The sequence below is a fragment of the Streptomyces sp. CB01881 genome (genome assembly GCF_002953255.1).
Taxonomy (GTDB): Bacteria; Actinomycetota; Actinomycetes; order Streptomycetales; family Streptomycetaceae; genus Kitasatospora.
Genome location: NZ_CP026498.1, coordinates 6,396,465 through 6,417,650, shown reverse-complemented (window position 1 = coordinate 6,417,650; position 21,186 = coordinate 6,396,465). Strand labels below are relative to the sequence as shown.

At 72.2% G+C, this 21,186-nt stretch carries 22 protein-coding genes; 21 read left to right on the top strand and 1 reads right to left on the bottom strand.

The genetic code is table 11. The features are described from left to right. The first annotated feature begins 55 nt into the window (after positions 1-55). Positions 56-1,084 (top strand): NAD-dependent epimerase/dehydratase family protein, encoded by a 1,029-nt coding sequence (locus C2142_RS17725; RefSeq protein ID WP_148643550.1) that lies wholly within the window; start codon positions 56-58, stop codon positions 1,082-1,084. Here C2142_RS17725 and C2142_RS17720 read toward each other — a convergent pair. Continuing rightward, positions 1,081-2,424, bottom strand: a complete 1,344-nt coding sequence (locus tag C2142_RS17720; protein ID WP_148643549.1) for a hypothetical protein — start codon at positions 2,422-2,424, stop codon at positions 1,081-1,083. The genes C2142_RS17725 and C2142_RS17720 overlap by 4 nt on opposite strands. A 255-nt stretch (positions 2,425-2,679) precedes the next feature. On the opposite strand from C2142_RS17720, the gene C2142_RS17715 reads away from it, so the two are divergent. The 20 genes from C2142_RS17715 to C2142_RS17620 all read left to right on the top strand — a co-directional run bounded on the left by C2142_RS17715 (position 2,680) and on the right by C2142_RS17620 (position 21,176). Further along, complete coding sequence (locus C2142_RS17715; RefSeq protein WP_206670985.1) at positions 2,680-3,117, top strand: ATP-binding protein; 438 nt, start codon at positions 2,680-2,682, stop codon at positions 3,115-3,117. A gap of 164 nt (positions 3,118-3,281) precedes the next feature. Next, entirely contained in the window at positions 3,282-3,596 is a 315-nt protein-coding gene (locus C2142_RS17710) for a hypothetical protein (protein ID WP_148643547.1), read from the top strand. A gap of 19 nt (positions 3,597-3,615) precedes the next feature. Continuing rightward, positions 3,616-4,125: a hypothetical protein gene (locus tag C2142_RS17705; protein ID WP_148643546.1), complete on the top strand. Its 510-nt coding sequence runs from the start codon at positions 3,616-3,618 to the stop codon at positions 4,123-4,125. 221 nt (positions 4,126-4,346) lie between these two features. After that, positions 4,347-5,183 carry a glycosyltransferase gene (locus C2142_RS17700; protein WP_148643545.1) on the top strand — a complete coding sequence of 279 codons (837 nt, stop codon included), beginning with the start codon at positions 4,347-4,349 and terminating at the stop codon, positions 5,181-5,183. Then, complete coding sequence (gene fxlM, locus C2142_RS17695; RefSeq protein WP_148643544.1) at positions 5,180-6,421, top strand: methyltransferase, FxLD system; 1,242 nt, start codon at positions 5,180-5,182, stop codon at positions 6,419-6,421. Before C2142_RS17700 ends, fxlM begins: the two co-directional genes overlap by 4 nt. A 68-nt stretch (positions 6,422-6,489) precedes the next feature. Continuing rightward, a complete protein-coding gene (locus tag C2142_RS17690) occupies positions 6,490-6,636 on the top strand; it encodes an FxLD family lanthipeptide (protein WP_148643543.1) in 147 nt (48 codons plus the stop codon). A gap of 80 nt (positions 6,637-6,716) precedes the next feature. Beyond that, complete coding sequence (locus tag C2142_RS17685) at positions 6,717-9,770, top strand: lantibiotic dehydratase (RefSeq protein WP_148643542.1); 3,054 nt, start codon at positions 6,717-6,719, stop codon at positions 9,768-9,770. Further along, complete coding sequence (locus C2142_RS17680) at positions 9,770-10,975, top strand: lanthionine synthetase C family protein (RefSeq protein WP_148643541.1); 1,206 nt, start codon at positions 9,770-9,772, stop codon at positions 10,973-10,975. The genes C2142_RS17685 and C2142_RS17680 overlap by 1 nt, the downstream gene beginning before the upstream one ends. A gap of 15 nt (positions 10,976-10,990) precedes the next feature. Next, positions 10,991-11,992 (top strand): thiopeptide-type bacteriocin biosynthesis protein, encoded by a 1,002-nt coding sequence (locus C2142_RS17675; RefSeq protein ID WP_148643540.1) that lies wholly within the window; start codon positions 10,991-10,993, stop codon positions 11,990-11,992. A gap of 121 nt (positions 11,993-12,113) precedes the next feature. Further along, complete coding sequence (locus tag C2142_RS17670) at positions 12,114-12,719, top strand: hypothetical protein (RefSeq protein ID WP_148643539.1); 606 nt, start codon at positions 12,114-12,116, stop codon at positions 12,717-12,719. Beyond that, positions 12,719-13,060: a hypothetical protein gene (locus tag C2142_RS17665; protein ID WP_148643538.1), complete on the top strand. Its 342-nt coding sequence runs from the start codon at positions 12,719-12,721 to the stop codon at positions 13,058-13,060. The genes C2142_RS17670 and C2142_RS17665 overlap by 1 nt, the downstream gene beginning before the upstream one ends. Continuing rightward, the gene (locus C2142_RS17660; protein WP_148643537.1) at positions 13,060-13,530 is read left to right on the top strand and encodes a hypothetical protein; all 471 of its coding nucleotides are present in this window, start codon (positions 13,060-13,062) and stop codon (positions 13,528-13,530) included. Before C2142_RS17665 ends, C2142_RS17660 begins: the two co-directional genes overlap by 1 nt. A 110-nt stretch (positions 13,531-13,640) precedes the next feature. Next, positions 13,641-13,886, top strand: a complete 246-nt coding sequence (locus tag C2142_RS17655; RefSeq protein ID WP_148643536.1) for a hypothetical protein — start codon at positions 13,641-13,643, stop codon at positions 13,884-13,886. Next, complete coding sequence (locus C2142_RS17650) at positions 13,879-14,307, top strand: hypothetical protein (protein ID WP_148643535.1); 429 nt, start codon at positions 13,879-13,881, stop codon at positions 14,305-14,307. The genes C2142_RS17655 and C2142_RS17650 overlap by 8 nt, the downstream gene beginning before the upstream one ends. Positions 14,308-14,466: 159 nt before the next feature. After that, entirely contained in the window at positions 14,467-15,018 is a 552-nt protein-coding gene (locus C2142_RS17645; protein ID WP_148643534.1) for a hypothetical protein, read from the top strand. 221 nt (positions 15,019-15,239) lie between these two features. After that, positions 15,240-15,605 (top strand): hypothetical protein, encoded by a 366-nt coding sequence (locus tag C2142_RS17640; RefSeq protein ID WP_148643533.1) that lies wholly within the window; start codon positions 15,240-15,242, stop codon positions 15,603-15,605. 175 nt (positions 15,606-15,780) lie between these two features. Then, on the top strand, positions 15,781-16,374 hold the full coding sequence (locus C2142_RS17635) for a hypothetical protein (protein WP_148643532.1): 594 nt from the start codon (positions 15,781-15,783) through the stop codon (positions 16,372-16,374). Between the two features lie 5 nt (positions 16,375-16,379). Then, on the top strand, positions 16,380-16,649 hold the full coding sequence (locus tag C2142_RS17630; RefSeq protein WP_148643531.1) for a hypothetical protein: 270 nt from the start codon (positions 16,380-16,382) through the stop codon (positions 16,647-16,649). Further along, complete coding sequence (locus tag C2142_RS17625; protein WP_148643530.1) at positions 16,639-20,343, top strand: hypothetical protein; 3,705 nt, start codon at positions 16,639-16,641, stop codon at positions 20,341-20,343. Before C2142_RS17630 ends, C2142_RS17625 begins: the two co-directional genes overlap by 11 nt. Next, positions 20,343-21,176: a hypothetical protein gene (locus tag C2142_RS17620; RefSeq protein ID WP_148643529.1), complete on the top strand. Its 834-nt coding sequence runs from the start codon at positions 20,343-20,345 to the stop codon at positions 21,174-21,176. The genes C2142_RS17625 and C2142_RS17620 overlap by 1 nt, the downstream gene beginning before the upstream one ends. Positions 21,177-21,186 lie beyond the last annotated feature (10 nt).

Here is a 21,186-nt window from a genome sequence, read left to right as displayed (position 1 = left end):
ACCCGATCCCGCGGGCGGCTGCGCACCAAGGAGCGGGACTGGCAGGATCGCCCGCATGAGGATTCTCGTACTGGGCGGTGGCTGGTTCCTGGGCCGGGCGGTTGTGAGCGGCGCGCTGGAACGAGGGTGGGAGGTGACCACGTTCACGCGCGGCCTGTCCGGTATCCAGGTGCCCGGAGCGGTCGCGGTGCACGGCGACCGGGAGCGGGCGGAGGACATGGCGCGCTTGGCGGAGCATGGCCCGTGGGACGCCGTGATCGACACCTCTGCTTCCGAGCTGTCGCCGCGTGCTGTCCTGGCCGGCACCCGGGCCCTGGAGCCGGTCGTCGGCCGGTATGTCTACATCTCCACGGTGTCGGTCTACGAGGGCTGGCCCAGCGAGCCTCTGACCGTGGACTCGCCCACACTGGATGCCCCTGCCGACGCTGGCCCCGAGTACGGACAGCTGCCCGAGGGGTGGCCAGGCCCGGACACCCACTACGGGCAGCAGAAGGCTGGCGCCGAGCGCGCGGTGACCGAGGCCTTCGGCCTCACCCGCACGAGCCTGCTCAGGCCGGGTGTCATCCTCGGGCCGGGTGAGTACGTTGGCAGGCTGCCTTGGTGGCTGCGCCGGGCTGAGCGAGGAGGACGCATCCTTGCGCCCGGCGACCCGGCGAAGTCGATCCAGCCAGTCGATGTGCGGGACGTGGCCGCCTTCGCGCTCGACCAGGTCCAGCGCGTCGGACACCAGGTCCACAACGTCACCGCACCGGTGGGCCGCGAGACGATGGACGGCTTCCTCCAGGCATGCATGGACGTGACCAGCAGCTCCGGCGAGCTGGTGTGGGTCACCGACGAGGTCCTGCTTCGCAGCGGTCTGCGCCAGTGGACGGAGATCCCCCTCTGGCGGACCCACCCCGGCGTTTGGGCCATCGACTCGTCGTCAGCGATCGCGGCCGGCTTCCGCAGCCGGCCGCTTTCCGAGACCGTCGCCGATACGTGGACCTGGCTCCAGCAGGGCAACGTACCTGTGCCGCACCAGCGCTGGGACGAGCACGGAATTTCTCCGGACAAGGAGGACGCCATCCTGGAGGGAGTCCGCTAGCTGGTGCTGCCATCGATGGCGAGCCGCACCGCGCCCGGGCCCAGGATCCGCGGTGCGGCGACCAGCGTGAAGTCGTCGATCTGCTCGGCGAGGCTCCGTGCGAGGGGAGCGTCCCGGAAGGCCGGCGACGTTAGCTCAACTCGGACCGCGTTCACCCGGCCGACGAGTCCAGCCCCGCGCCATTCCCTCGGAAGGCTCAGCACGGGACCCAGCGCGTCGGCGGCGCCATCCAGGTCCCGCCGCATCAGCAGGGCCGTCGCCAGGTCCGCACCAGCCTGTGGGGCAACCACCAGCGGTGTGGACTCCGAAGACTGGGAGGCGATCAGCTCCAGCGACCGCCGTGCGGAGGCCTCCGCGCCGGCGCCATCCCGGAGAAGCAGAAGCGTCGCGCTGTTGCTCATGGCGACGCGCTCCAAGCTGAAGTCGAACTCTCCGGCGATCCCATCGTGGAGGTCGTCCACAGCGGGGCCGCGATCGGCCAGGCTTTGCTCTATTGCCGCGTGGGCCTCCTCCGCGCGGCCCAGGTGCGCGTAGGAGCGGGCAGCGATCGCGGCCAGCCTTGCCTTGCCCGTGGCGCCGACTCCCCGGAACGACTGGGCCCGCTCGATCTGGCGAACAGCGTGGACGGGGTTGCCGTTCCAGTAGAACAACAGGGCCAGGTAGCCGTGAGCGTACGCCTGGAGCGGCCCGTGTTCCGCCACCTGGCCGTACAGGGCAGAGGCGCGCATCAGCTCGACCGCGGTCGGCATAGAACCGAGATCGAATGCGCAGGCACCGAGCAGCGCTGATGCTTGGCCGGCGACGACGTAGAGGCGACCGCGCTGGGACAGAACCTGCGTACGGTCGAGCATCACTGTGGCGAGGCCAAGCAGCTCCTTGGCCTGCATGAAGATCACGTGAGGCGGGGTCATGGTGTTCGCCCGGACCAGGCGCACCATGTCGTCCTCGAGCTGGTCGAGGCTGAGATCGGGGAGCAGCTGCGAGGCGGCGTCAGCGGCGTGAGCACGGGCGTTTCGTGCGGTCATTGCGAGTTCTCTTTCATCGAGCACAGGAGTTGGCGCTGTGCGCAGCACCTGGATCTGCTCGTCGGTGCAGGGCGCGAAGAGTTCATCCACGGGCCGGCTGTACATGTGCTTGAGGATCGCGGGCGCCGGGTGGTGAGGCCGGGCAACCTGGCCCGCGCGCCATCGCGTGAAGCTCTTGTCCGTCAGAACGACGTTTCTGAAGGCAAGATCTCCGGTCCTCTCGTAGAGGAGCGCTGCGACCCGCCTGTACTCGGCGAGGAAGCTGCGGAAGTCCATGCCGGCCTCGGTGACTAAGGCCTCGAACAGCGTGTTCATCGCGGTCCCTTCGGGGCCGCAGCCCCAGCTGCGAACTACTTCATCACCCTGCCTACCACTGCGGGGCCGGTGATCCCATAGGCCGTGGAGAAGTGTCTGCGAACTGTCCACAGTTTGTCTCTCGGCTCACCTGAACGGGAGCCAAGTGTCGGCGCTTCGGCGGTGGTTATGTCTCCGCTGCCGGTCCATGGTTGATCCCCGCAAGCGAACCAAGGACGGGGCGTCCACACGCTCCTGATGACGGGAGCGATGCACATGGTGGCCGCCGAGCAGCCGAGAACCCCTCGCCGCTGGGGGGCCACGATCAAGGCGTCGCCGACCACGGTCTCCATGGCGCGCCGACGGGTGCGCACAGTACTCGAAGAGTGGGGGTTGGAGAGCGAACGAGCACACGACCTTGTCGTCATCTGCTCGGAGTTGGTGACAAACGCCATCCGACACGCCAGCCAGGAAGGCGACGAGGTCGGACTGCGGCTTCAGGAGATCGACGGCGGCTGCCGGATCGAGGTCCTGGACTCCCGGCCGGATCTGTCACTGCCGAAGACCTCCAGCCCGCACGGCGAGAACGGCCGTGGACTGATTCTCGTACGCGAGCTTGCAGACGGCATGGACGTAGTGACGACCTGTACGACCAAGAAGGTGCAGGCGAGGGTCCTCCTCGCCGCCAAAGACACGTCAAGGAGTATCCCGTGAAGAGCGCGATCCGTCGGGCCCTGAGGGCCGTCGGCCGGCCCCGCCGCCCGGCCCCGACGACTCGCCCGCCGTCCCGCTCGCAGGCAACTCACGGGGCAGGCAAGGGCCAGAGCGTCTTCGTTCGCGATCGCCCCTGGTCACCTCCAGAGCCGTTCTGGTGCACCGTGACCGCCTACTACAGCTCGGGTCAGCCCCTGCGGATCTGGAGTGGCGGCGCCCCGGACGTACGCCTGGCCGTCCGAGTGCTACGGCGGCAGGTCCAGCGGCTCGCCGAGCAACTCGAACTTGCCGACGACAGCCAGCCGATTGCCTGGCTCGACAGCCGAGACGGCTACGCGCGGGCGGTGGACGACCTTGCCGCTGGCCGCAGCCACGCCGTCACCTTCACCCACGGCTACGTGACCTATGTGCTCACGGCAGCGCCCAGCGATGGCACGGAGCCGCGCCTGCCCGGCCGCGGAGTCCCCTGCCCCGCCTGACCCAGGAAGGACGAGCGCGATGCTCACGACAGCCCCTCGGCGCCCCCACCCCGCGCCCGCCCACATCCTTGGCGCGCGTTGGCTCGCGTCGGCCAATCGGCAGGCCGCTACCGCGTTCACGGAATGGCGCGCCGGCCAGCTCGCGGCGATCGAGACTGGCCGCCGGTTCAACGTCGTTCGCGTCACCGACCAGCGCCTCGGAACAGCGGCGCTCCAGGACATGCAGCTGGCCGGCGTCGTGGTCGGCCCCGTCCTGCTCAACCGCCCCCGGCACGCCGTCGAGTTCCTGATCGCCCTGCGCCAGGGAGAGCACTGGCAGATGCGGGACTCCGAGCTGATCACACGAGCTATCGACGGTTCGCCAGCGGTCACGGTGGCGATGCCTGCCCCGGGCCTGCCCCGCACTCAGGGCAGAACCTGGCTCGTCCCGCCCGACGGCCGCCAGTTCCTCACCCACCCGCACAACCTCGCCAACGCGCTACGCCGAGCCCGCACCCAGCTGCGAAGGCCCCCCGCGCGGCGTCCCTGAGTCCCCCGTCCCGACCAGTTGGCGGCTCCACTGGCCGGGACGGGGCTCCACCCCGGTCCCCACTAACCCCCGAGGACCGGGGGCGGGCTTGGCCACCTCCCACTGGCCGACCCGCAGCCGGCGGTCCCCGGGCGCGGGCGCGCGCTCGCGAACACGCAGCGCCCCCCGGGGCCGCTGGCCCAGCCCCCTCAACCATCCCGACAGGCCCAAGGACAGCGACCATGCTCGTTGACACCACGTCGTTCCGACCACGAGCGCTGCTCCCCGCCGAACGGGCCCGGGTCCTCGCGCAGGCGGCGATGAAACCCGGGCAGGCAGGGTCGAACGCGCGGGGCCGGCACCACGTGGTCTCCAGCCGCGGTCTGCCGATGCTGTGGACCAAGGACGTGCAACTGCGACCGGTCGTCGTCGCCATCCCCGAGGAGAGCGAGCTGCAGTTCCTTCCCAGCCTCCTCGACGGGTTCCTGAAGGTCGGACCGCCACGTCTTCCTGAACACCTCGCCCCGGTGCTCGTGCTGTGCCCGCCCACCAGCTCGTCCCAACCCTGGCCGTCCGCCGACAGCGACGTGATCGTGGCGGCGTGCGACCTCGAGGAACGGCCGGTCCTGCTCGCGGCCGCCGATCTCTTTCTCGCCTCCTCGGCCGAGACCACCCGCGCGGTCTACGAGGCAATGGCCACCGGCTTGCCAGTGATCGGCACCACCGGTGGAAGCCTGGAACGGGAGATCACGACCGGCGGCCACGACGCGAACGGCTGGCTCGCAGACCGAGGGGACACCGATGCCCTCGCCCGCGCGATCGTCCAGGCGTGTTTGTACCGGCCCGAGCGGCTGCGACGCGGCACGGCAGCCGCCGAACAAATCCGCAACCAGGCCCGGCGCGATCGTAACGGCCAGTCCTCCCAGACTTCCTTGCCCACGCCGCGTCCAACTGCCTTACTCGGCAGCGGCGGAGAGCGAGGATCGAGGGGCCCCGCCTGTCCGACAGCAGCACGAGGCCCCGCCCAGCCAGGCTCGTTGAACCCGGCGCGTACCGACACGAAGGAGAGCACCTCTTGAACACCGCTCCGCTCGATTCTGACTCCCCGCAGGCCCTGCGCGCCGGCCTCGTCAAGCAGCTGCGCGACCAGGGCGCGATCCGCACCGATCGGGTCGCCGACGTCATGGGACTGGTTCCCCGAGAGCTGTTCGCCCCCGAGGCGCAGCTCGCCGACGCCTACGACCCGCAGCGCGCCGTCGTCACCAAGCGGGACAAGGACGGGCTGGCGATCAGCTCCGTCTCGGCCGCCAACGTCCAGGCGTTCATGCTCGAGCAGGCGAACCCGCAGCCGGGCGAGAAGGTGCTGGAGATCGGCTCCGGCGGCATGAACGCGGCCTACCTCGCCGAACTCGTCGGCTCCGATGGCGCCGTGACCAGCATCGACATCGACCCTGAGGTCACCGACCGGGCCCGTCGGCTCCTGGCGGAGTCCGGGTACGAGCGGGTCCACGTCGTCACCACCGACGGCGAGTTCGGCGTCCCGGACCGGGCCCCGTTCGACCTGATCGAGGTCACGGTCGGCGCGCCCGACATCCCGCCGGCCTGGCTGGAGCAGCTGACACCCGGCGGGCGGATCGTCGTCCCGCTGCGCGTACGCGGCCTGATGCGCTCCTTCGTTCTGGTCCGCGAAGGCGACCACCTCGTCAGCCGCGGCTACGAGCTGTGCGGCTTCGTACCGATGCAGGGCGCCGGGGAGCAGCGCGAACGCCTGGTGCTGCTGCACGACGTGCCGAACGAGGAGGTCGGGCTGCGCCTGGACAACGGCGACCAGGTCGACGTCGAGGCTCTGCGCGCGGCGCTGGCCTCACCCCGGTACGAGGTGTGGTCGGGGGTCACGGTCGGCGGAGAGGAGCCGATCGACGACCTCGACCTGTGGCTGGCCACCGCCCTGGACGGTCACGCCCGGCTGACCGCCACCGTCGGCGCGCGCGACAAGGGCCTCGTCGCGTCCGCCTCGCCCCTCGGTCTCGCCACGCTCGTGGCCGGCAGCACCTTCGCCTACCGCACCGTGCGAGCCGTGGACGAGAGCCGGACCCGCTTCGAGCTCGGGGCGTTCGGCCACGGCCCGGCCGCCGCCGCAGCCGCCGCCGGGCTGGTGAAGGAGATCCGCACCTGGGATCAGGACCACCGGGGCGGCCCCGGCGCCCGCATCGAGGTCCACCCCGCCAGCACGCCCGACGACCGACTCCCCGCGGGCCGCGTGGTCGACAAGACCCACACCCGCATCTCGATCTCCTGGCCCGGCCAGCAGCCGTAGACCGGCAAGACCAAGGGCCAGGTTGGCACCACCTGTCATTCCGGCAACTCCACGAGGAGGAATCGCACATGAAGAACACCCAGATCAACGACTTCGAGCTGGACGTCACGCTCGTCGAGCAGGGTCCGGTCATCGCCGAGCTGATGAGCAGCACCGACGACGGCTGCGGGCAGACCTGCGCGAGCGCCTGTTCCAACAGCACCTGCGTCGCCTGACCGAGCGGCGTGCCGGGGCCCAGCCGGGCCCCGGCACGCCGGGTGATCCGACCAACCGACGTAGAGACTGGGGGGCAGGGATGTTCCGGGCCGTAGACGCGGTTCTGCTGCGAGCCACCGCCGACAGCGAGACGGCCATCGGGCCATGGCCAGACCTGAGCGGCGACGACCCGCCGGACGGCGCCGCGTGGCAGCGGTGGCTGGCAGAAGCGTGGGCGAGTCCCGATGCGGCCGGCGCCGTGGATCTGGCGAGCCCGGTCCTCGCCTCACGGGTGCGAGCGGCCTGCGCCGGCCGGATCACCTCGGACCGCCAGCTGCGCCGGCTCGGGGAGTCCTTGGTGCGCTACGTCTTGCGGATGCGGCACCGGGCGACGCCCTTCGGACTGTTCGCCGGCGTCGCGCCCGCTCGGCTGGGCGACAGCCTTGAGGTCTCCTGGGCCGGTAGGCACCGCGCAGCCGCGCGGCCAGACGCGGCCTGGCTGGCCGGCGTCGTGAATCGCCTGGAGGCCGAGGGAACCCTGTTACGCCGCCTGCTGGTGATCGCGGATGCGACCTGCCAGGTGCGCGGCGATCAGCTCGTGCTGCCGTGCCGTCAGCCGCCACCAGGCGGTGACGCGCCTCAGGAAGTGTCGGCGCGCCGGACCCCGCCGGTCGCGGCGATCCTGGCCGCTGCCCGGGACGCTGTGCCGCTCGAGGAACTGGTCCAGAAGGTGGGCGCCGAGTTCCCGGACGCTCCCCCCGGAGCCATCGACCGGCTGGTCATGCAGCTCGTGGAGCAGCGCATGCTCATCACCTCGCTACGGCCGCCCATGACCGCCTCCGACCCGCTCGGCCACGTCCTGGCCCAGCTCGGGCACGTCGGGGCCGCCGACCTCGGCTCCGTGGAACCATCCGTGCGCCTGCTCACTGCTCTGCACAGCCGCCTAGAGCGGCACAACGGCGAGGACCCCGCACGGCAGGGCAGCTCCCGCCTGGACGCGCTGAACATCATGGCGGCTGTACCCAGTGACGTCACGCCGCTGCTGGCCGTGGACCTACGGCTGGACTGCGCCCTGGTGATACCGGCGTGCGTGGCCAAGGAAGCCGAGCGCGCGGCCGATGCCCTGGCACTCGCCAGCCCCTACCCGCAAGGCCCGCCCGCCTGGAGGGACTACCACGGTCGCTTCCTGGAGCGCTACGGCCCAGGCGCGCACGTCCCCCTGCTGGACCTCGTCAAGCCCGACACAGGGCTCGGCTACCCGGCCGGGTACCGCGGTTCCCCGCTGCCTGTCGAACCGCCAGCCATGCAGGACCGCGATGCCACGCTGCTCGAGGTCGCGCAGCTGGCCGCGCTCGACGGCTTGGCGGTGGTGGACGTGACCGATGTGCTTCCACGCCTGGCGAACGGACCGGTGGAACAGACGCCCGCCCACCTGGAGCTGTGCTTCCAACTCCACAGCGATTCCCAGGCCCAGCTGGACGACGGACTGTTCACGCTCGTCGTCACCGGCCTCGCCCAAGGCGCAGGAACCACGACGGGCCGGTTCCTGTACCTGCTCGACAGCGCCGACCGCCGCCGCATGGCCGGGGCGCTTCGCCGAGCGCCGGCGCTCGCCGCCGGCGCCGTCCGCGCCCAGCTCTCCAGCCCGCCGCTGCGCGTGCGCACCGAGAACGTCGCCCGCACTCCTGCCGTCCTGACCGAGACGATCACGGTCGCCGAGCACGAGCAGGGCACCATGGCGCTGGCGGACCTCGCGGTCACCGCCGACGCCCGACGCATATGGCTGGTCTCCCGCCTCACCGGCCGCCCGGTCGAGCCCGCTGTCCTCAACGCAGTGCAGCTGAGCAACTTCACCCACCCGCTGGTCCGCTTCCTGGCCGAACTGCCCCGGGCCCGGGCTGCCGTCCTGGCGCCGTTCTCCTGGGGGCCAGCCGCCGGGAAGCTGCCCTACCTGCCTGCTGTCCGGCACGGGCGCAGCATCCTTGCCCCGGCCCGATGGCGCCTGCACGGCACCGATCTTCCTCCGGCTGCAGCCTCGTGGCGGGACTGGGACAACGCGCTGGCCTCGCTACGCGAACGCCGGCTGATGGCCGACACCCTCGACCTCGGCGACGGTGACCAGCGCCTACGGCTCGACCTCGCCGAGCGCCACCACCGGCAGCTCCTGCGCGCCCACCTCGACCAGCACGGCCGGGCAATCCTGCGAGAGGCACCCGTGCCCAGTGCCCTGGGCTGGATCGGTGGCCGCGCGCACGAACTCACCATCCCGCTCGTCTCCACCCAGGAGCCTGTTCGCCTGCCCGCGCCCCGGCACCCCGCCGCGCCCGCCCCGGGCCGCTCTCCGGGCGCTCCAGGCCCGGGGTGGGCGTACGCGAAGGTGTATGCCCACGCGGCCCGCCACACCGACCTTTTGGCACGCCTACCCGAACTGACCGCGACCTTCGGGGAATCGCCGTGGTGGTTCATCCGCTACCAGGACCCCGACCCGCACCTACGGCTACGGATTCGCCACGGGGACGGCGGCTTCGCCGAGACCGCCCGTCAGGTCGGCATCTGGGTCCAGAACCTGGCCGACGCCGGCCTGGCCACCGGCCGGGTCCAGTGGGACACCTACTGGCCCGAGACCGGCCGCTACGGCGAGGGCCAGCTGCTCGGCCTCGCGGAGTGGGTGTTCGTCGCGGACTCCGCCGCGGTCCTCGCCCAGCTCCAGCACACCGGGCCTGGCCGGCTCCCGGCCCCCGCGCTCACCGCCGCGAGCATGACCGACATCGCCGCCAGCTTCCTCGGCGGCACCGAGGCCGGGATGCGCTGGCTCATCGACAACCTCGCCCGTACCCCCGCTTCCGCCCCGGACCGGACGCTGCTCACCCAGGCCGTCGCCCTCGCAGACCCGGCCGACACCTGGGCCGCCCTGCGCGCCGCCACCGGGACGGGCATCACCGAAGCCTGGGCGCGGCGCCGCGCCGCCTTGGACGCGTACCGCCGCCGCCTCATCGTCCTCGACGGCCCGCCGGCAGACACCGTCCTGACGTCCCTGCTTCACATGCACCACATCCGAGCCGCAGGGATCGCCCCGGACGCCGAACGCGCATGCCGGCGCCTGGCCCGAGCCGCCGCCCTCTCCTGGACCACCCGCACCCACGGAGCCACCTGATGACCGCACGCACCGCCCACCCGCACCCGACCGCCCCTGCCTCCCGGCCGGTGGTGCCGTGCGGGCCCGACGACATCCAGCACTCGCAGGCCCTCGCCACCGGCGCTGTCGGCATCACCCTGCTGCACATCGAACGCGCCGAGATCGGCGTCGGCAGCTGGGCCAGCGTCCGCGAGTGGCTGGTCAGCATCGCGGCGAGCCCGCTCATCGCCTCCGACGACGCGAGCCTGTTCGTCGGCGCCCCCGCCCTCGCTTTCGTCCTGAACACCGCAGCCGGCACCACCGGCCACCACCGCGACACCCTGCGCACCCTCGACGCGGCCGTCACCAAGCTCACGACGCGCCGCCTCGACCAGGCCCACGCCCGCATCGACCGCGGCGAGCACACCACCGCCTCCGAATACGACCTGCTGTACGGGCTGACCGGACTCGGCGCCTACCTTCTGCAGCGCGACCCGCGCAGCGACACCCTGCACGATGTCCTCGCCTACCTCGTACGCCTCACCCAGCCTCTTCCCGGCAGCGACCTGCCCGGCTGGTGGGTGCGCCACGACCCGTCCGGCCGCACCTCCGGCGCGTTCCCGGGCGGCCACGGCAACCTCGGTCTCGCCCACGGCATCACCGGCCCCCTCGCTCTGCTCGCCCTCGCAAAAAGCGCGGGCGCGCTCGTGGACGGCCACGCCGACGCCATGCTGCGCATCCTGGCCTGGCTGGACGGCCTGCGGCAGGACGTCCCGGCCGGACCGTGGTGGCCGCAATGGGTTACCGCCGACGAACACCGCCTCACAACCGTCTTCCAGGAAGGCCCTCGTCGGCCGAGCTGGTGCTACGGCACCCCTGGCCTGGCCCGCGCCCAGCAGCTCGCCGCCACTGCCCTCGGCGACGACCGCCGCAAGAAGGCTGCCGAACACGCCCTGCTGCGCTGCATCACCGACCCTGCCCAGCTCGCGCAGATCGGCGAACCCGGCCTATGCCACGGCGCCGCCGGCCTGCTCCACACCGTTCACCGCGTCGCCCAGGATGCCGCCCGCCCCGACCAGTTCACCGCCCACCTGCCGGCCCTTCGAGCGCTGCTCCACGCGCAGGTTCCGGCCCGGCAGCCAGGCTTCCTCGACGGCACCGCAGGAACAGCGCTCGCCCTCCACGCCACCGACCGAGGAGGCGCACCCACCACCAGCTGGGACGCCTGCCTGCTGCTCTCCTGAACCGGACTGGAACCCATGACCGACGCACCCGCCCCGCACCAGGCCGAGAAAGCCGTCTTGTCAGCCCTCAGCGGCACCCCGCTACCTGAGGCTGCTGCCCTGGCCGGCCTGAGCCCCAACGAGCTGACAGACGCACTGGACCTCTACCGGGCGGCCGGGCTGAACGCCCTCACCACCCAGACCACCGCAGCAGCCACCGGAGCCTGGATCCAGGTGTACGTACAACCCGCGGACTGGGACCAAGCAGAGCAGCACCTCGCCGCCCATCTCGGCCCCCACCTGCGCCAGGCCGAGAACAGCGGCGCCGTGCACGCCTGGTGGTACGTCCGCAAACACCCCTGCTGGCGCCTCCGCCTCCAGCGAGGCCCCGCCGCGACCGCCGACGACTTCCAGAAAGCGACGGCCCGCCTACTCGACCGACTACGCGAGCAAGACGTCATCACGGCCTGGTGGCCCGGCATCTACGAACCCGAGGCCGCCGCCCTCGGAGGCCCCCACGGCATCGCCGCCGCCCACCGGCTCTTCCACGCCGACAGCCGCGCCATCCTCGTCCACACCCACTGGCGCAACACGGACTCGCCCCGCCCGGTGATCGGCCGCCGCGAGCTCTCGATGATGCTGTGCAGCCACATGCTTCGCGCGGCCGGTCAGGAATGGACCGAGCAGGGAGACGTCTGGGATCGCGTCACACACATGCGTCCCCTCCCCGAGACTGCCACCGACGACCTGGACCGGCTGACCGCTAGCGTCGGCACGCTCCTGTCAGCCGACACCGGCGCTCTTGCTCGGCCCGGAGCGCGTCTGGAGTACGCCGCCACGTGGGCCTACGAGTTCCACACCGCTGGGCAAGCCCTCGCCGCAGCGGCCCGGACCGGAGACCTAACCCGAGGCCTGCGCGCCGTCCTCGCGCACATGGTGATCTTTCACTGGAACAGAGCCGGCATCCCGACAGCCACCCAAGGCGCTCTTGCCCGCGCCGCTCGCAACCACGTACTCGGGCCGCTGCGCGACGCCTGATAAGGACGCCGTCACCCGCATCGGCAATCACAACGCGCACCACCGGCCGTCGGGGCCAGGACGACACAATCTCAGCCGCTGCCTAACGTCAGCCTCCGACAGCCGGTGAAGGAGGAATGCAGTGGAGCTGATCGTCACGCCGGAGGACGTCGCTCGGCGCCTTGGCTACCCAACGCCCCTCGTCGACGAGCTGCGTCAACGGATCGAGACCGCCATCGAGGACGCCCAAGACGCCCTCGTGGCCCACCTTGGCCGGCCATTGCTCCCCGCTGAGTACACCGAGACCGGGGTACACGCTGGCCCAGACGGCTGGATCCTGCACCACGCCCCCGTCGTCACCGTCCTGTCCGCGACCTCGGAGCCCAACTCTCCGCCCGGCCCTTTCGGCATCGGCGCGCCCACCTACACCGTCCGGTACCTGGCCGGCATCGACGCCCGCTCCATGCCGGAGACCGCCCCGCTACGCCTGTGGCTTCGGGCCACCGCCTGCCATCACCCGCTGCTGGCCGACGCGCCGGCCCGGCAGCGCCGCATCTCCTCCGCCTCCGTCGAGGGCCAGTCCGTCACCTACGACACCGCCGCCGAACCGCCCGCCCTGCTCGCGCCCCCAGACCTGGCCACGACGGACCGATGGCGGCTGCGCGGCCGCCGGGTCTACCAGGCCCCAGTACGGCCCACCCCGCCCGGGCTCACGATCCGAGGCATCCCCGGCACGGGCGGCCTGTGATGGCCGTCCTGCTCGCCGCCCGGCAGCTCGGCGTGCGCACCCGCGGCATGCCCGTGCTCGACGCGTACGGAGACGAGACGACTGGGCCGCCCGGTGAACTGCGTGGCCCGTGGCCTGGCCGCGCTCAACCCCACACGGACGGCACTTGGCTTCTGGCCGTGGACCCGCGGGCGGGACTCCTGCTCGCCGGAGACATCGTGGCGGAGCCAGCCACCGGCGCCGAGTGGACCGTGCTGGCAGCCGACGAGCTGCGCAACGCGGTGGACCCCGCCCTCACCTACGTGCGTGTGACGGCCCGGCCTCGGGTTGCGGGCGGCACCCGACCGGAAGGACACCGCTGATGGCACGGCTCGAACTGCCGCCCGATATCGCGGACCGGCTGGCCCCACTGCTGGCCCGGCGCGCCGAGCGCCTTGCGGAAGAGGTGGCTGTCGAAGCCCGGCGGCTGGCGCCTGGCGCGAAGACCTGGCACACACGTGAAGACGGGCACGCACGGCCCAGTCACCGGGACGCTGACGGGCAGACCCGGGCTGCTCCGGTGCCGTTCAACGTGGGTGGTGCTCTGCTTGCTGGTCCTCGCGACCCGAGCGGGCCGATTGAGGAGACTGCCGGCTGCCGGTGCACCGTCACCGAGGACCCCGAGGCCGTTGCCGCGTCCATCACTGCGGGCAAGGCCGCCATTCGCGGCTCGCGTGCCGAGGCCCAGGTCGTTTGCGACTTCCCGGGCGCCGCCGATGCCGAGTTCGCGCAGGGTGAGGGCACGCACTTCATGAGCAGGGCCGCCGCGCAGGTCGCCACCCGCCACCGCTGACAGCACCCGCAAGGCCCGACGGCCGTGCCGCATCCGGCACAGCGGGACGGTAGCCGCCTCGGCTTGCTTTCCTTCGGCGGGTCATCCCATCCCGTCCTGAAGGAGCCCCCATGGCCAGCAACGTCCGGATCACCCTCGCCCACCACCTGACCCGCGACGGCGCGGCCCTGGCCCCCGGCGACGAGATCGAGGTGCCGCACCACGAGGCCAGGCAGCTCATCGCTTCGGGGTACGTGGCCGGCGTCGACCCGTCCGACCCGGAGGCCGTAGCGAAGGCCCTGGCGCCCGAGCCGTCCCGCAAGCAGCTCGCCGCCAAGCCCTCGGCGGACAAGGCCGAGGCCAAGCCGAGTGCGTGATCTCGCCTCCCTCGACGCCGAACTCCTCGTGGTGGACTGGCTGTCCAACCACGAGGAGCTGACGGGCGTGCTGGGCGGCAAGGGCCGGATCGGGGCGCGCAACGCACCGCCCTACCCACGTATCCGCATCACGCAGATCCCCGGCGGAGCCGCCGCCGGCTGGCGCTGGCTCGGCACGTTCCACATCCAGGTGGAGGCCCTGGGCGATCTCGACCGCTCCACGGCCCGGCCCGCGCTGCACCTGGCGTTCAGCACCGCGGTGAAGGCGCTGCACGAGCTGACCGTGCGGCCCGCGCTGCCGGGACAGCCGGTGGTGACCGCCGTACAGGCCCTGTCCACCGGAGGGTGGCTGCCCGAGCCGACCGGGCAGGGCCGGTACCTCGGGGTCGTGGCGCTGACGGCCCATCCCGCCGCCGGCTGAACCACGGGATTTCGCGACTTCTGCGACAGCCCCACGCGCGCGGACAAGGGGCCGCCCAGCCCGTGCGGGGACGGCGCGACGCTACGGCCGGCGGGCGCCTACGGTCCGGCACACCTACCGGTCCGCCCCGAGGAGAGATCGTTCGTGCCTACGGAGAGCATGTTCGTCGCCCAGATGGCGCGGCTGTACCTGGCGGTGCCGGGTACCGTCGCGCCCGCCGATCCGATCGTGGCCATGCCGGCCGCCTGGAAGGACGTGGGCTTGTTCAAGCCCGGGTCGCTGGAGTGGAACACCGACCCGAAGTTCGAGGAGATCAAGTCTCATCAGCTTCGGTACGCGGCCCGCACCATCCAGACCGAGGACGCTGCGACGGCCAAGGTCGAGCTGCAGGAGTGGAACGCCACCAACATCGTGGCGGTGTACGGCGGTGGCGCGGTCACCAGCGTCACTGCGGGCGGGAAGACGTTCTACCGGTACACGCCGCCCGCTGTGGGTGGCCGTAACCAGTTCGCGGCGGTGATCGAGCTGATCGACGGGGCCAAGCACTACCGGCGGATCGTGCCGCTTTGCGAGCAGGTGGCCTCGGTGAACCAGAAGTTCCCCAACGACGCGGAGTCCACGCTGCCGCTGGAGCTCAAGGTCATTGGCGGCGCCGTCGGTGACCCCTGGTATGACCTCACCGACGATCCCGGGTTCGCCCCGACCGCCTGAACGTCCTTCCTGCCAACGAAGTTGGCGTTCTTGCCGCTGTGCCCATGGGTGGCTCGTGCACCTACTGTGGTGGTGTCAGCCCGGCCGCCCTACCCCCCAGGGTGGGCCCGGCTGCATTCCGCGAAGCCCCGGCCAACCCCCCCCGGCCGGGGCTTCGCTGTGCCCAGCGCCGGCCGCCGCCGCTGAGGCTGGCCGGACCACAACAGGCATGGGGAGGAACCATGGAACTGCCTTACCCGGAAGGGACGTTCGTCCGGCTCGACCAGGAGGGCGAGTACACCCGGTTCGGCACGCTCGTGCAGCTGGCGCCGGGCTGGTACGGCATTCAGCAGCGCCCGGGAGGCCGGGTCGAGGCGATCGCGTCCGGAAGCGCACGAATCCGGCCGTGGGCCCGACGGCGGGTGAGGGTCTTCTACACCGAGTCGTGCATGTGCGAGTGGGGCCCGTGCGGTCCGGGCTGGCGGTGGTCCTCGGAGACCGACGGATGGGCCGGAAGGGACGAGTGGCGGGAGCGGCTGTACACCACGCAGCCCGAAGCGTTGGGAGCCGCGCTGGAGTGGCTGTACGCGGCCCTGAGGCCCGTGTAGGCCGCCGTTAGCGGCCGATCTGCACCCGGGAGGGGGTCACGCCAGGCGTGGGCCCCTCCGCCGCGTTCACGGGCCCCCTCGTCCCGTTTCTGGCCAGCGTCTCGGGGCGACGCTAACCCTGGCCCGCTCCTAGCGTCTGCGGCGATCACTCGCCCGACAGACCGAGGAGCCCTGAATGCCCGGGATCGATCTGGACGCCGCACGTACGCGCCGTCTGGCCGCCGCCGCCGACAAGGCGCGCGCCGCGAAGGCCGAGTACACAGTCGGGGAGGAGCCGATCATCCTCGGCGGCGCCCAGGTGGCGCTCCTGCCGGCCGAACTGCCCCTGGAGGTGTGGCAGCCGCTGATCGGGATCCCGTACCTGCCGCTGCTGCTGCGCAAGCTGGTGGAGGCCGCCCAGTCGAAGGGTGAGCAGCAGGCGGAGGCCGCCGGCCTGATCGTGGACGTCCTCGGTTCGGAGCCGGGCCTTCCGTCCGACCTGATCGCCGCTGCGGGGGAGATGGGCCGGCGCCTGCTTGGTGAGGACGGCTACACCCGGCTGATGGCCGAGCGGCCCAGTCACTCCGATGTGCTGGAGCTGGTGCGCTACGCCTGGACGAAGTACATGGGCGGGGGTGCGGGCCTGGGGGAACTCATCGGGCCGTCCGAGACGCCTTCGAACGCTGGGACGACCTCGAAGCCGACCTCCAGCGCTTCTACCACCTCGACGCCCGGGGCGTCTGGCGACGGCCCGGTGACCCTGGATTCCTCGGCACCCGCCGCCTCCTGACCCTGATGCGGGGACTGCCTGCTGAGGCGCTGCTGCGCCGTGACGCCGGCGAAGTCGGCTCCGATCGTTGGGGCCTGACGCAGGAACTCCTCGCGCAGGCCGTCGAGCTGATTTCGGTGATGGCGGCGGAGCGCCGTCTGCGGCAGCCGGTCGAGCTGCCCCGCCCGGCCCATCTGCGGGCCGGCCACACGCAGGGACACGACGCGGACGGGATCGCTCGTGCGGTCGCCGTCCTGCGCGGCACTACCAGGAAGGCGCCCCGCGGTGACGGATGAGATCGACTCCGGTCGCCTGGTCGTCCAGGTCGCCGCTGATTCATCCGGGTTCGCGCAGGACGCGCGGGCCCGAGTGGATGCGGCGACCCGCAACCTGCGCGCGCGGGTGCGGCTGGAGCCCGACACCACCGGGCTGCGCCAGCGCGTGCAGGCCGCCGCCCAGGCTGCCCGCGCCCGTATCAAGGTCGCGGTCGATGCCGACACCTCGGGCCTGGCCGAGAAGATCCGGGCCGCGACCGCCCGGGGCGCCTACGTGCGGGTGGGCGTCGCGTTCGACACCGGCAACCTGCGCCGCCGCGTCGAGGTCGCAGTCGAAGCCGCCACCAACACGGTCAAGGTCGGCCTGGACGTCGACACCGCCGGGCTGCGCTCCCGAGTGCGGGCGGCGCTGGCCGGTCTGTCCGTCAACGTCCGCGTCGAGGTCGACACGACCGCCGCTGCCGCGCGCGTCGCCGCGTTCCGCACGACGGCAGGCCGCGCGCTGGACATCCCGATCAACACCGGCGGAGGCGGCGCGGGCGGCGGCCTCGCCGAGGCCGCCGATGGGCTGGGGTCCACCATCGCCGGGCTGATGCGCCTACCCGCGATGGCGTCCGGTGCGCTCGCGCTCGGCCAGGCCCTCACCCAGGCAGCCGGCGGCCTCTTCGCCATGGGCGCGGCCGCTGCCCCTGCGGTCGGACTGCTCGGTGCGCTGCCCGGAGCGATGAGCGCCGCCGCCCAGGGCGCCGGCACCATCCTGGCTGCGTTCAGCGGCATTGGCGCCGCCGTGAAGGCTCTCGGGCAGGCGGATACCCAGTCCGCCGGAGCCTCCAGCGCCGCCGCGCAGGCCAGGCAGGCCGCCGCCGACCGCGTCGCGGACGCCCAGCGCCGCCTCGGTGCCGCGCAGCGCGACGCCGACGAGCAGTCCCTTCGCGGGGCCGAGCAGGTCGCGCAGGCCCGCCGCCGCCTCGCGGACGTTCAGGAGCAGGCCGCCGCTGCCGTGGCCGCTGCCGACCGTCAGCTGGCGGCGGCCGAGCTGACGGTCACCCGCGCCAACCAGGCGGCGACCCGCGCGCAGGAAGCACTGAACGACGCCCGGCGGGATGCTCAGCGTTCCCTGGAGGACCTGAACCGGGACGCCGCCCGGGGGCCGCTGGAGGAGCAGAAGGCATTGCTCAGCCTGGAGCAGGCCCGCTCCCGGCTCAACGAGGTCAACACCTCGCCGTTCGCGTCCGAGACCGACCGGCGCGAGGCGCAGATCGCCTTCCAGGAGGCCACCAACCAGCTCGAGGACGTCCGGGTCCGCAATCAGCGGCTCGCCGAGGACGTCAAGAAGGCGAACCAGGAAGGCGTCGAGGGCAGCGACCAGGTCACCGCCGCTAAGCAGGAGCTGACCCGAGCCCAGGAGGCGGAGCAGGACGCCGTCCGGGGCGTCCAAGACGCGGAGCAGCAGGCTGCCCGCTCCCGCGTCGAGGCCGTCCGGGAAGTCCAGGACGCCCACACCGAGCTCGACCGCACCGTTCGCGATGCGGAGCGCCAGCAGAAGCGTTCCGCCGAGCAGATAGCGGACGCTCAGCGGGACGTCGCGCGGGCTCTGCGGGACCAGACTCAGGCGCTGACTGCCGGCGGCACGGCGGCCAACGCGGCCGCCGCCGCGCTCGACAAGCTGTCCCCGGCCGGGCAGCGCTTCGCCCGCTTTCTCCAGGGCACCGTCCAGCCGGCCCTGCGCGGGCTGCGGGACACCGCGCAGGAAGCGCTCCTGCCGCCGCTGGAGACGGCCATCACCCGCGGCATGCAGCTGCTGCCGATCTTCAACAGCGCGCTCGCCCAGACCGGGCAGGTACTCGGCCAGGTCGCGATCCGGGGCGCGGAGATGGTCACCTCCGGGCCTTGGCGCGCGGACCTGGCACAGATCGCCGCGACCAACACGCGGGTCATCGCCTCGCTCGCGACCGCCGGCCTGAGCGCGGCCGATGTCCTGCGCAACATCACGGTCGCGGCCGGCCCGCTGCTGGAGCGCCTGGCCGGCGCCGCCGAACGCGGCATGGCCGCCGCTGCCGCCTTCGTGCAGGCCGGCCGGGACGGCGGCCAGCTCGGCGCGTTCTTCCAGCGCGCCGGGGACACCGGAGCGCAGCTGTGGGGCATCCTGCGGGACATCGCAGTCGGTGTCTTCCACATCGGCCAGGCCGCCGCCCCCGCCGGCCAAGCCCTGCTCACCTCACTGGCCAGCGCTGCCAGCAGCTTCCGCACGCTGACCGGCGAGGGCGAGACACAGGCCAAGCTGGCCGGGTACTTCGCCAACACCGTCCCCGTCGTCCAGGAGCTTGGCCGCCTGGTCGCAGCCGTCGGCGTTGCCTGGTTCAATTTCACGAACAACCCGGCGCTCGCCCCGCTGATCGCCCGGCTGCGCACCGAGTTCCTGCCCGCGGTCATGCAGCTGGCCGGGGCGCTCGGCAACGGCCAGCTGTGGGGCCAACTGCTCGGCCTGATCACCTCGGTGGCGAACATCGCCGCCGAGCTGGGCGGCCTGGGCAACACCTTGTCCGGGTTCCTGCTGGTCATGCAGGGCGTCGCGTCCGCCGTGGAGGTGCTGCTGTCGATCCCCGGCATGGGCGCGTTCGTGTCCGCGCTGCTGACGATCGCCGGCGTCGCCGCCGGACTTATGGCGGTCTCGAACGCGATCGCTGCGGTCCGGGTGGCCATGCTCGCGCTGTCCGCAAACCCGCTGATGCTGATCATCACCGCCATCGCGGCCCTGGTCGTCGCCTTCATCACGGCCTACGAGCGATCGGAGTGGTTCCGCAACGTGGTCAACGCCGCCATCGGCGGCCTCGTCTCCGGAGTGCGGATCGCTCTCCAGGGCCTCGTCGACTTCGTCAAGTGGATCTGGCCGACCCTGACCACGGTCTTCGGCTGGCCCATCAAGTTCTGGGTCAACACCGTCTACGACGGCGGTATCCGCCGGCTGTGGAACTCCCTCGCCGACGCCTTCGGCCTCGGCAAACTCCCCAGCTTCACCGTCAACTTCGCGCGAGGCGGTGTCGTTCCCGGCTACGCCCCGGGCCGCGACACCGTACCGGCGATGCTCAGCCCCGGTGAGGGCGTCCTGATCCCGCAGGCCGTGCGGCAGCTCGGCGGAGAAGGCGGCATCACCGCGCTCAACGATGCCGCCCGCGCCGGCCGCCTGGCCGACGCCGGCGCGCCCGTCCAGGGCTACTTCCTCGGTGGCATCGTCGACGGCGCGATGGACCGGCTACGGGGCTGGGCCGCCGGCGCCCTGGCCAAGGCCCTCAACCCCCTGCGTAGCTGGTTCAACTGGATGCCCGACAACGCCTGGGGCGACATGATGCGGGGCATGGTCAACCGGGCGGTGGACGGTGTTCTGTCCTTCGTCCGTGGCTACGCCACCGGCGGCGTCGTCCCTGGGTACGCGCCCGGCCAGGACTCCACCCTGGCCCGGCTCAGCCCCGGCGAAGGCGTCCTCACGCCGCAGACCGTGCGTGGTCTCGGTGGCACCTCGGCCGTCGGCGCCCTCAACGCCGCCCGCGGGCAGCTCGCCGATGGCGGCCAGGGCGACCGCATCGGCACCGTCATCTCGCCCGGCGCGATCGTGCAGTACATCACCAACCCGCTGCCGGAGTCCCCGGGCGAGACCGTCAACAACCGGCTGCGTGCCCTCGCGAGCTTCGGCCTGTTCGACAAGGAGAGCGCCTGATGGCCCGCGAACGGTGGCTGGTGGACGGCTACGAACTCACTGACGGCCTCGTACGGGACGTGGAGTACCGGTCCGGCCTGGCCACGACCCCCGTGGTTGTTGGCGCCAACGCCGCCGTGCCCAACCGGATCGGTGAGCTGTGGAGGCCCAAGCACCACGGCCCCGGCAAGTTCACCCTCGCCCTGTGGCTGGCCCCGCGAGCGGGCGGCTGGCAGGCCGTCGAACAGGCATGGGAAGACCTGCTGCGCGCCATCGCCCGGCCGCACCGGCTGCTCACCTTCGAGCGGTACACCGCAGCCGGGCAGCTCCGCCGCTGCCAGGGCGAGGTCCTGTCCGCCCTCGCGCCCACCCCGCTCGGCCAGAACGGCCTGCGGGTCGGCGTGGAGGTCAACGTGCCCGCCGGCTACTGGGAGTCCGGCGACATCGCCTTCGAGGCCACCGCCCCCGGCTCCCCGCTGCCGCAAGACCTCGACCTTGATCCGTTCGCGGACGCCACCGCACCCATGGAGCAGCTCGCCTACCGCATCACCGGGCCGATCACCGCGCCCACCGTCACCGACACCAGCGACGGGCCCGGCCGCAACGGCGACTCCTTCACCTACACCGGGCAGATCGCCGCCGGCCAGTCCCTCACCGTGGACTCCGCCACCTGGCAGCTGACCGGCACCGGCGGCCTCGTCCCCGACCCGGCGCGCCTGACCAACACCGGACCGGCCTTCCTGCGCCTGGCCCCCGGCCGTCCCGGCATACCGCCGAGCGTGCGCCTGACCGGTACCAACCCCGGCGCCGGCACCCAGCTGACCGTCACCGGCCGTCGCGCCTACCTGACCTGACACCGGAGCA

Excerpts from the sequence above, each read along its gene's own strand:
- C2142_RS17725 (WP_148643550.1), top strand. The coding sequence starts at position 56 with ATGAGGATTCTCGTACTGGGCGGTGGCTGGTTCCTGGGCCGGGCGGTT.
- C2142_RS17720 (WP_148643549.1), bottom strand. The coding sequence starts at position 2,424 with ATGAACACGCTGTTCGAGGCCTTAGTCACCGAGGCCGGCATGGACTTC.
- C2142_RS17715 (WP_206670985.1), top strand. The coding sequence starts at position 2,680 with ATGGTGGCCGCCGAGCAGCCGAGAACCCCTCGCCGCTGGGGGGCCACG.
- C2142_RS17705 (WP_148643546.1), top strand. The coding sequence starts at position 3,616 with ATGCTCACGACAGCCCCTCGGCGCCCCCACCCCGCGCCCGCCCACATC.
- C2142_RS17700 (WP_148643545.1), top strand. The coding sequence starts at position 4,347 with ATGCTCGTTGACACCACGTCGTTCCGACCACGAGCGCTGCTCCCCGCC.
- C2142_RS17690 (WP_148643543.1), top strand. The coding sequence starts at position 6,490 with ATGAAGAACACCCAGATCAACGACTTCGAGCTGGACGTCACGCTCGTC.
- C2142_RS17685 (WP_148643542.1), top strand. The coding sequence starts at position 6,717 with ATGTTCCGGGCCGTAGACGCGGTTCTGCTGCGAGCCACCGCCGACAGC.
- C2142_RS17680 (WP_148643541.1), top strand. The coding sequence starts at position 9,770 with ATGACCGCACGCACCGCCCACCCGCACCCGACCGCCCCTGCCTCCCGG.
- C2142_RS17675 (WP_148643540.1), top strand. The coding sequence starts at position 10,991 with ATGACCGACGCACCCGCCCCGCACCAGGCCGAGAAAGCCGTCTTGTCA.
- C2142_RS17665 (WP_148643538.1), top strand. The coding sequence starts at position 12,719 with ATGGCCGTCCTGCTCGCCGCCCGGCAGCTCGGCGTGCGCACCCGCGGC.
- C2142_RS17660 (WP_148643537.1), top strand. The coding sequence starts at position 13,060 with ATGGCACGGCTCGAACTGCCGCCCGATATCGCGGACCGGCTGGCCCCA.
- C2142_RS17655 (WP_148643536.1), top strand. The coding sequence starts at position 13,641 with ATGGCCAGCAACGTCCGGATCACCCTCGCCCACCACCTGACCCGCGAC.
- C2142_RS17645 (WP_148643534.1), top strand. The coding sequence starts at position 14,467 with ATGTTCGTCGCCCAGATGGCGCGGCTGTACCTGGCGGTGCCGGGTACC.
- C2142_RS17640 (WP_148643533.1), top strand. The coding sequence starts at position 15,240 with ATGGAACTGCCTTACCCGGAAGGGACGTTCGTCCGGCTCGACCAGGAG.
- C2142_RS17635 (WP_148643532.1), top strand. The coding sequence starts at position 15,781 with ATGCCCGGGATCGATCTGGACGCCGCACGTACGCGCCGTCTGGCCGCC.
- C2142_RS17630 (WP_148643531.1), top strand. The coding sequence starts at position 16,380 with ATGCGGGGACTGCCTGCTGAGGCGCTGCTGCGCCGTGACGCCGGCGAA.
- C2142_RS17620 (WP_148643529.1), top strand. The coding sequence starts at position 20,343 with ATGGCCCGCGAACGGTGGCTGGTGGACGGCTACGAACTCACTGACGGC.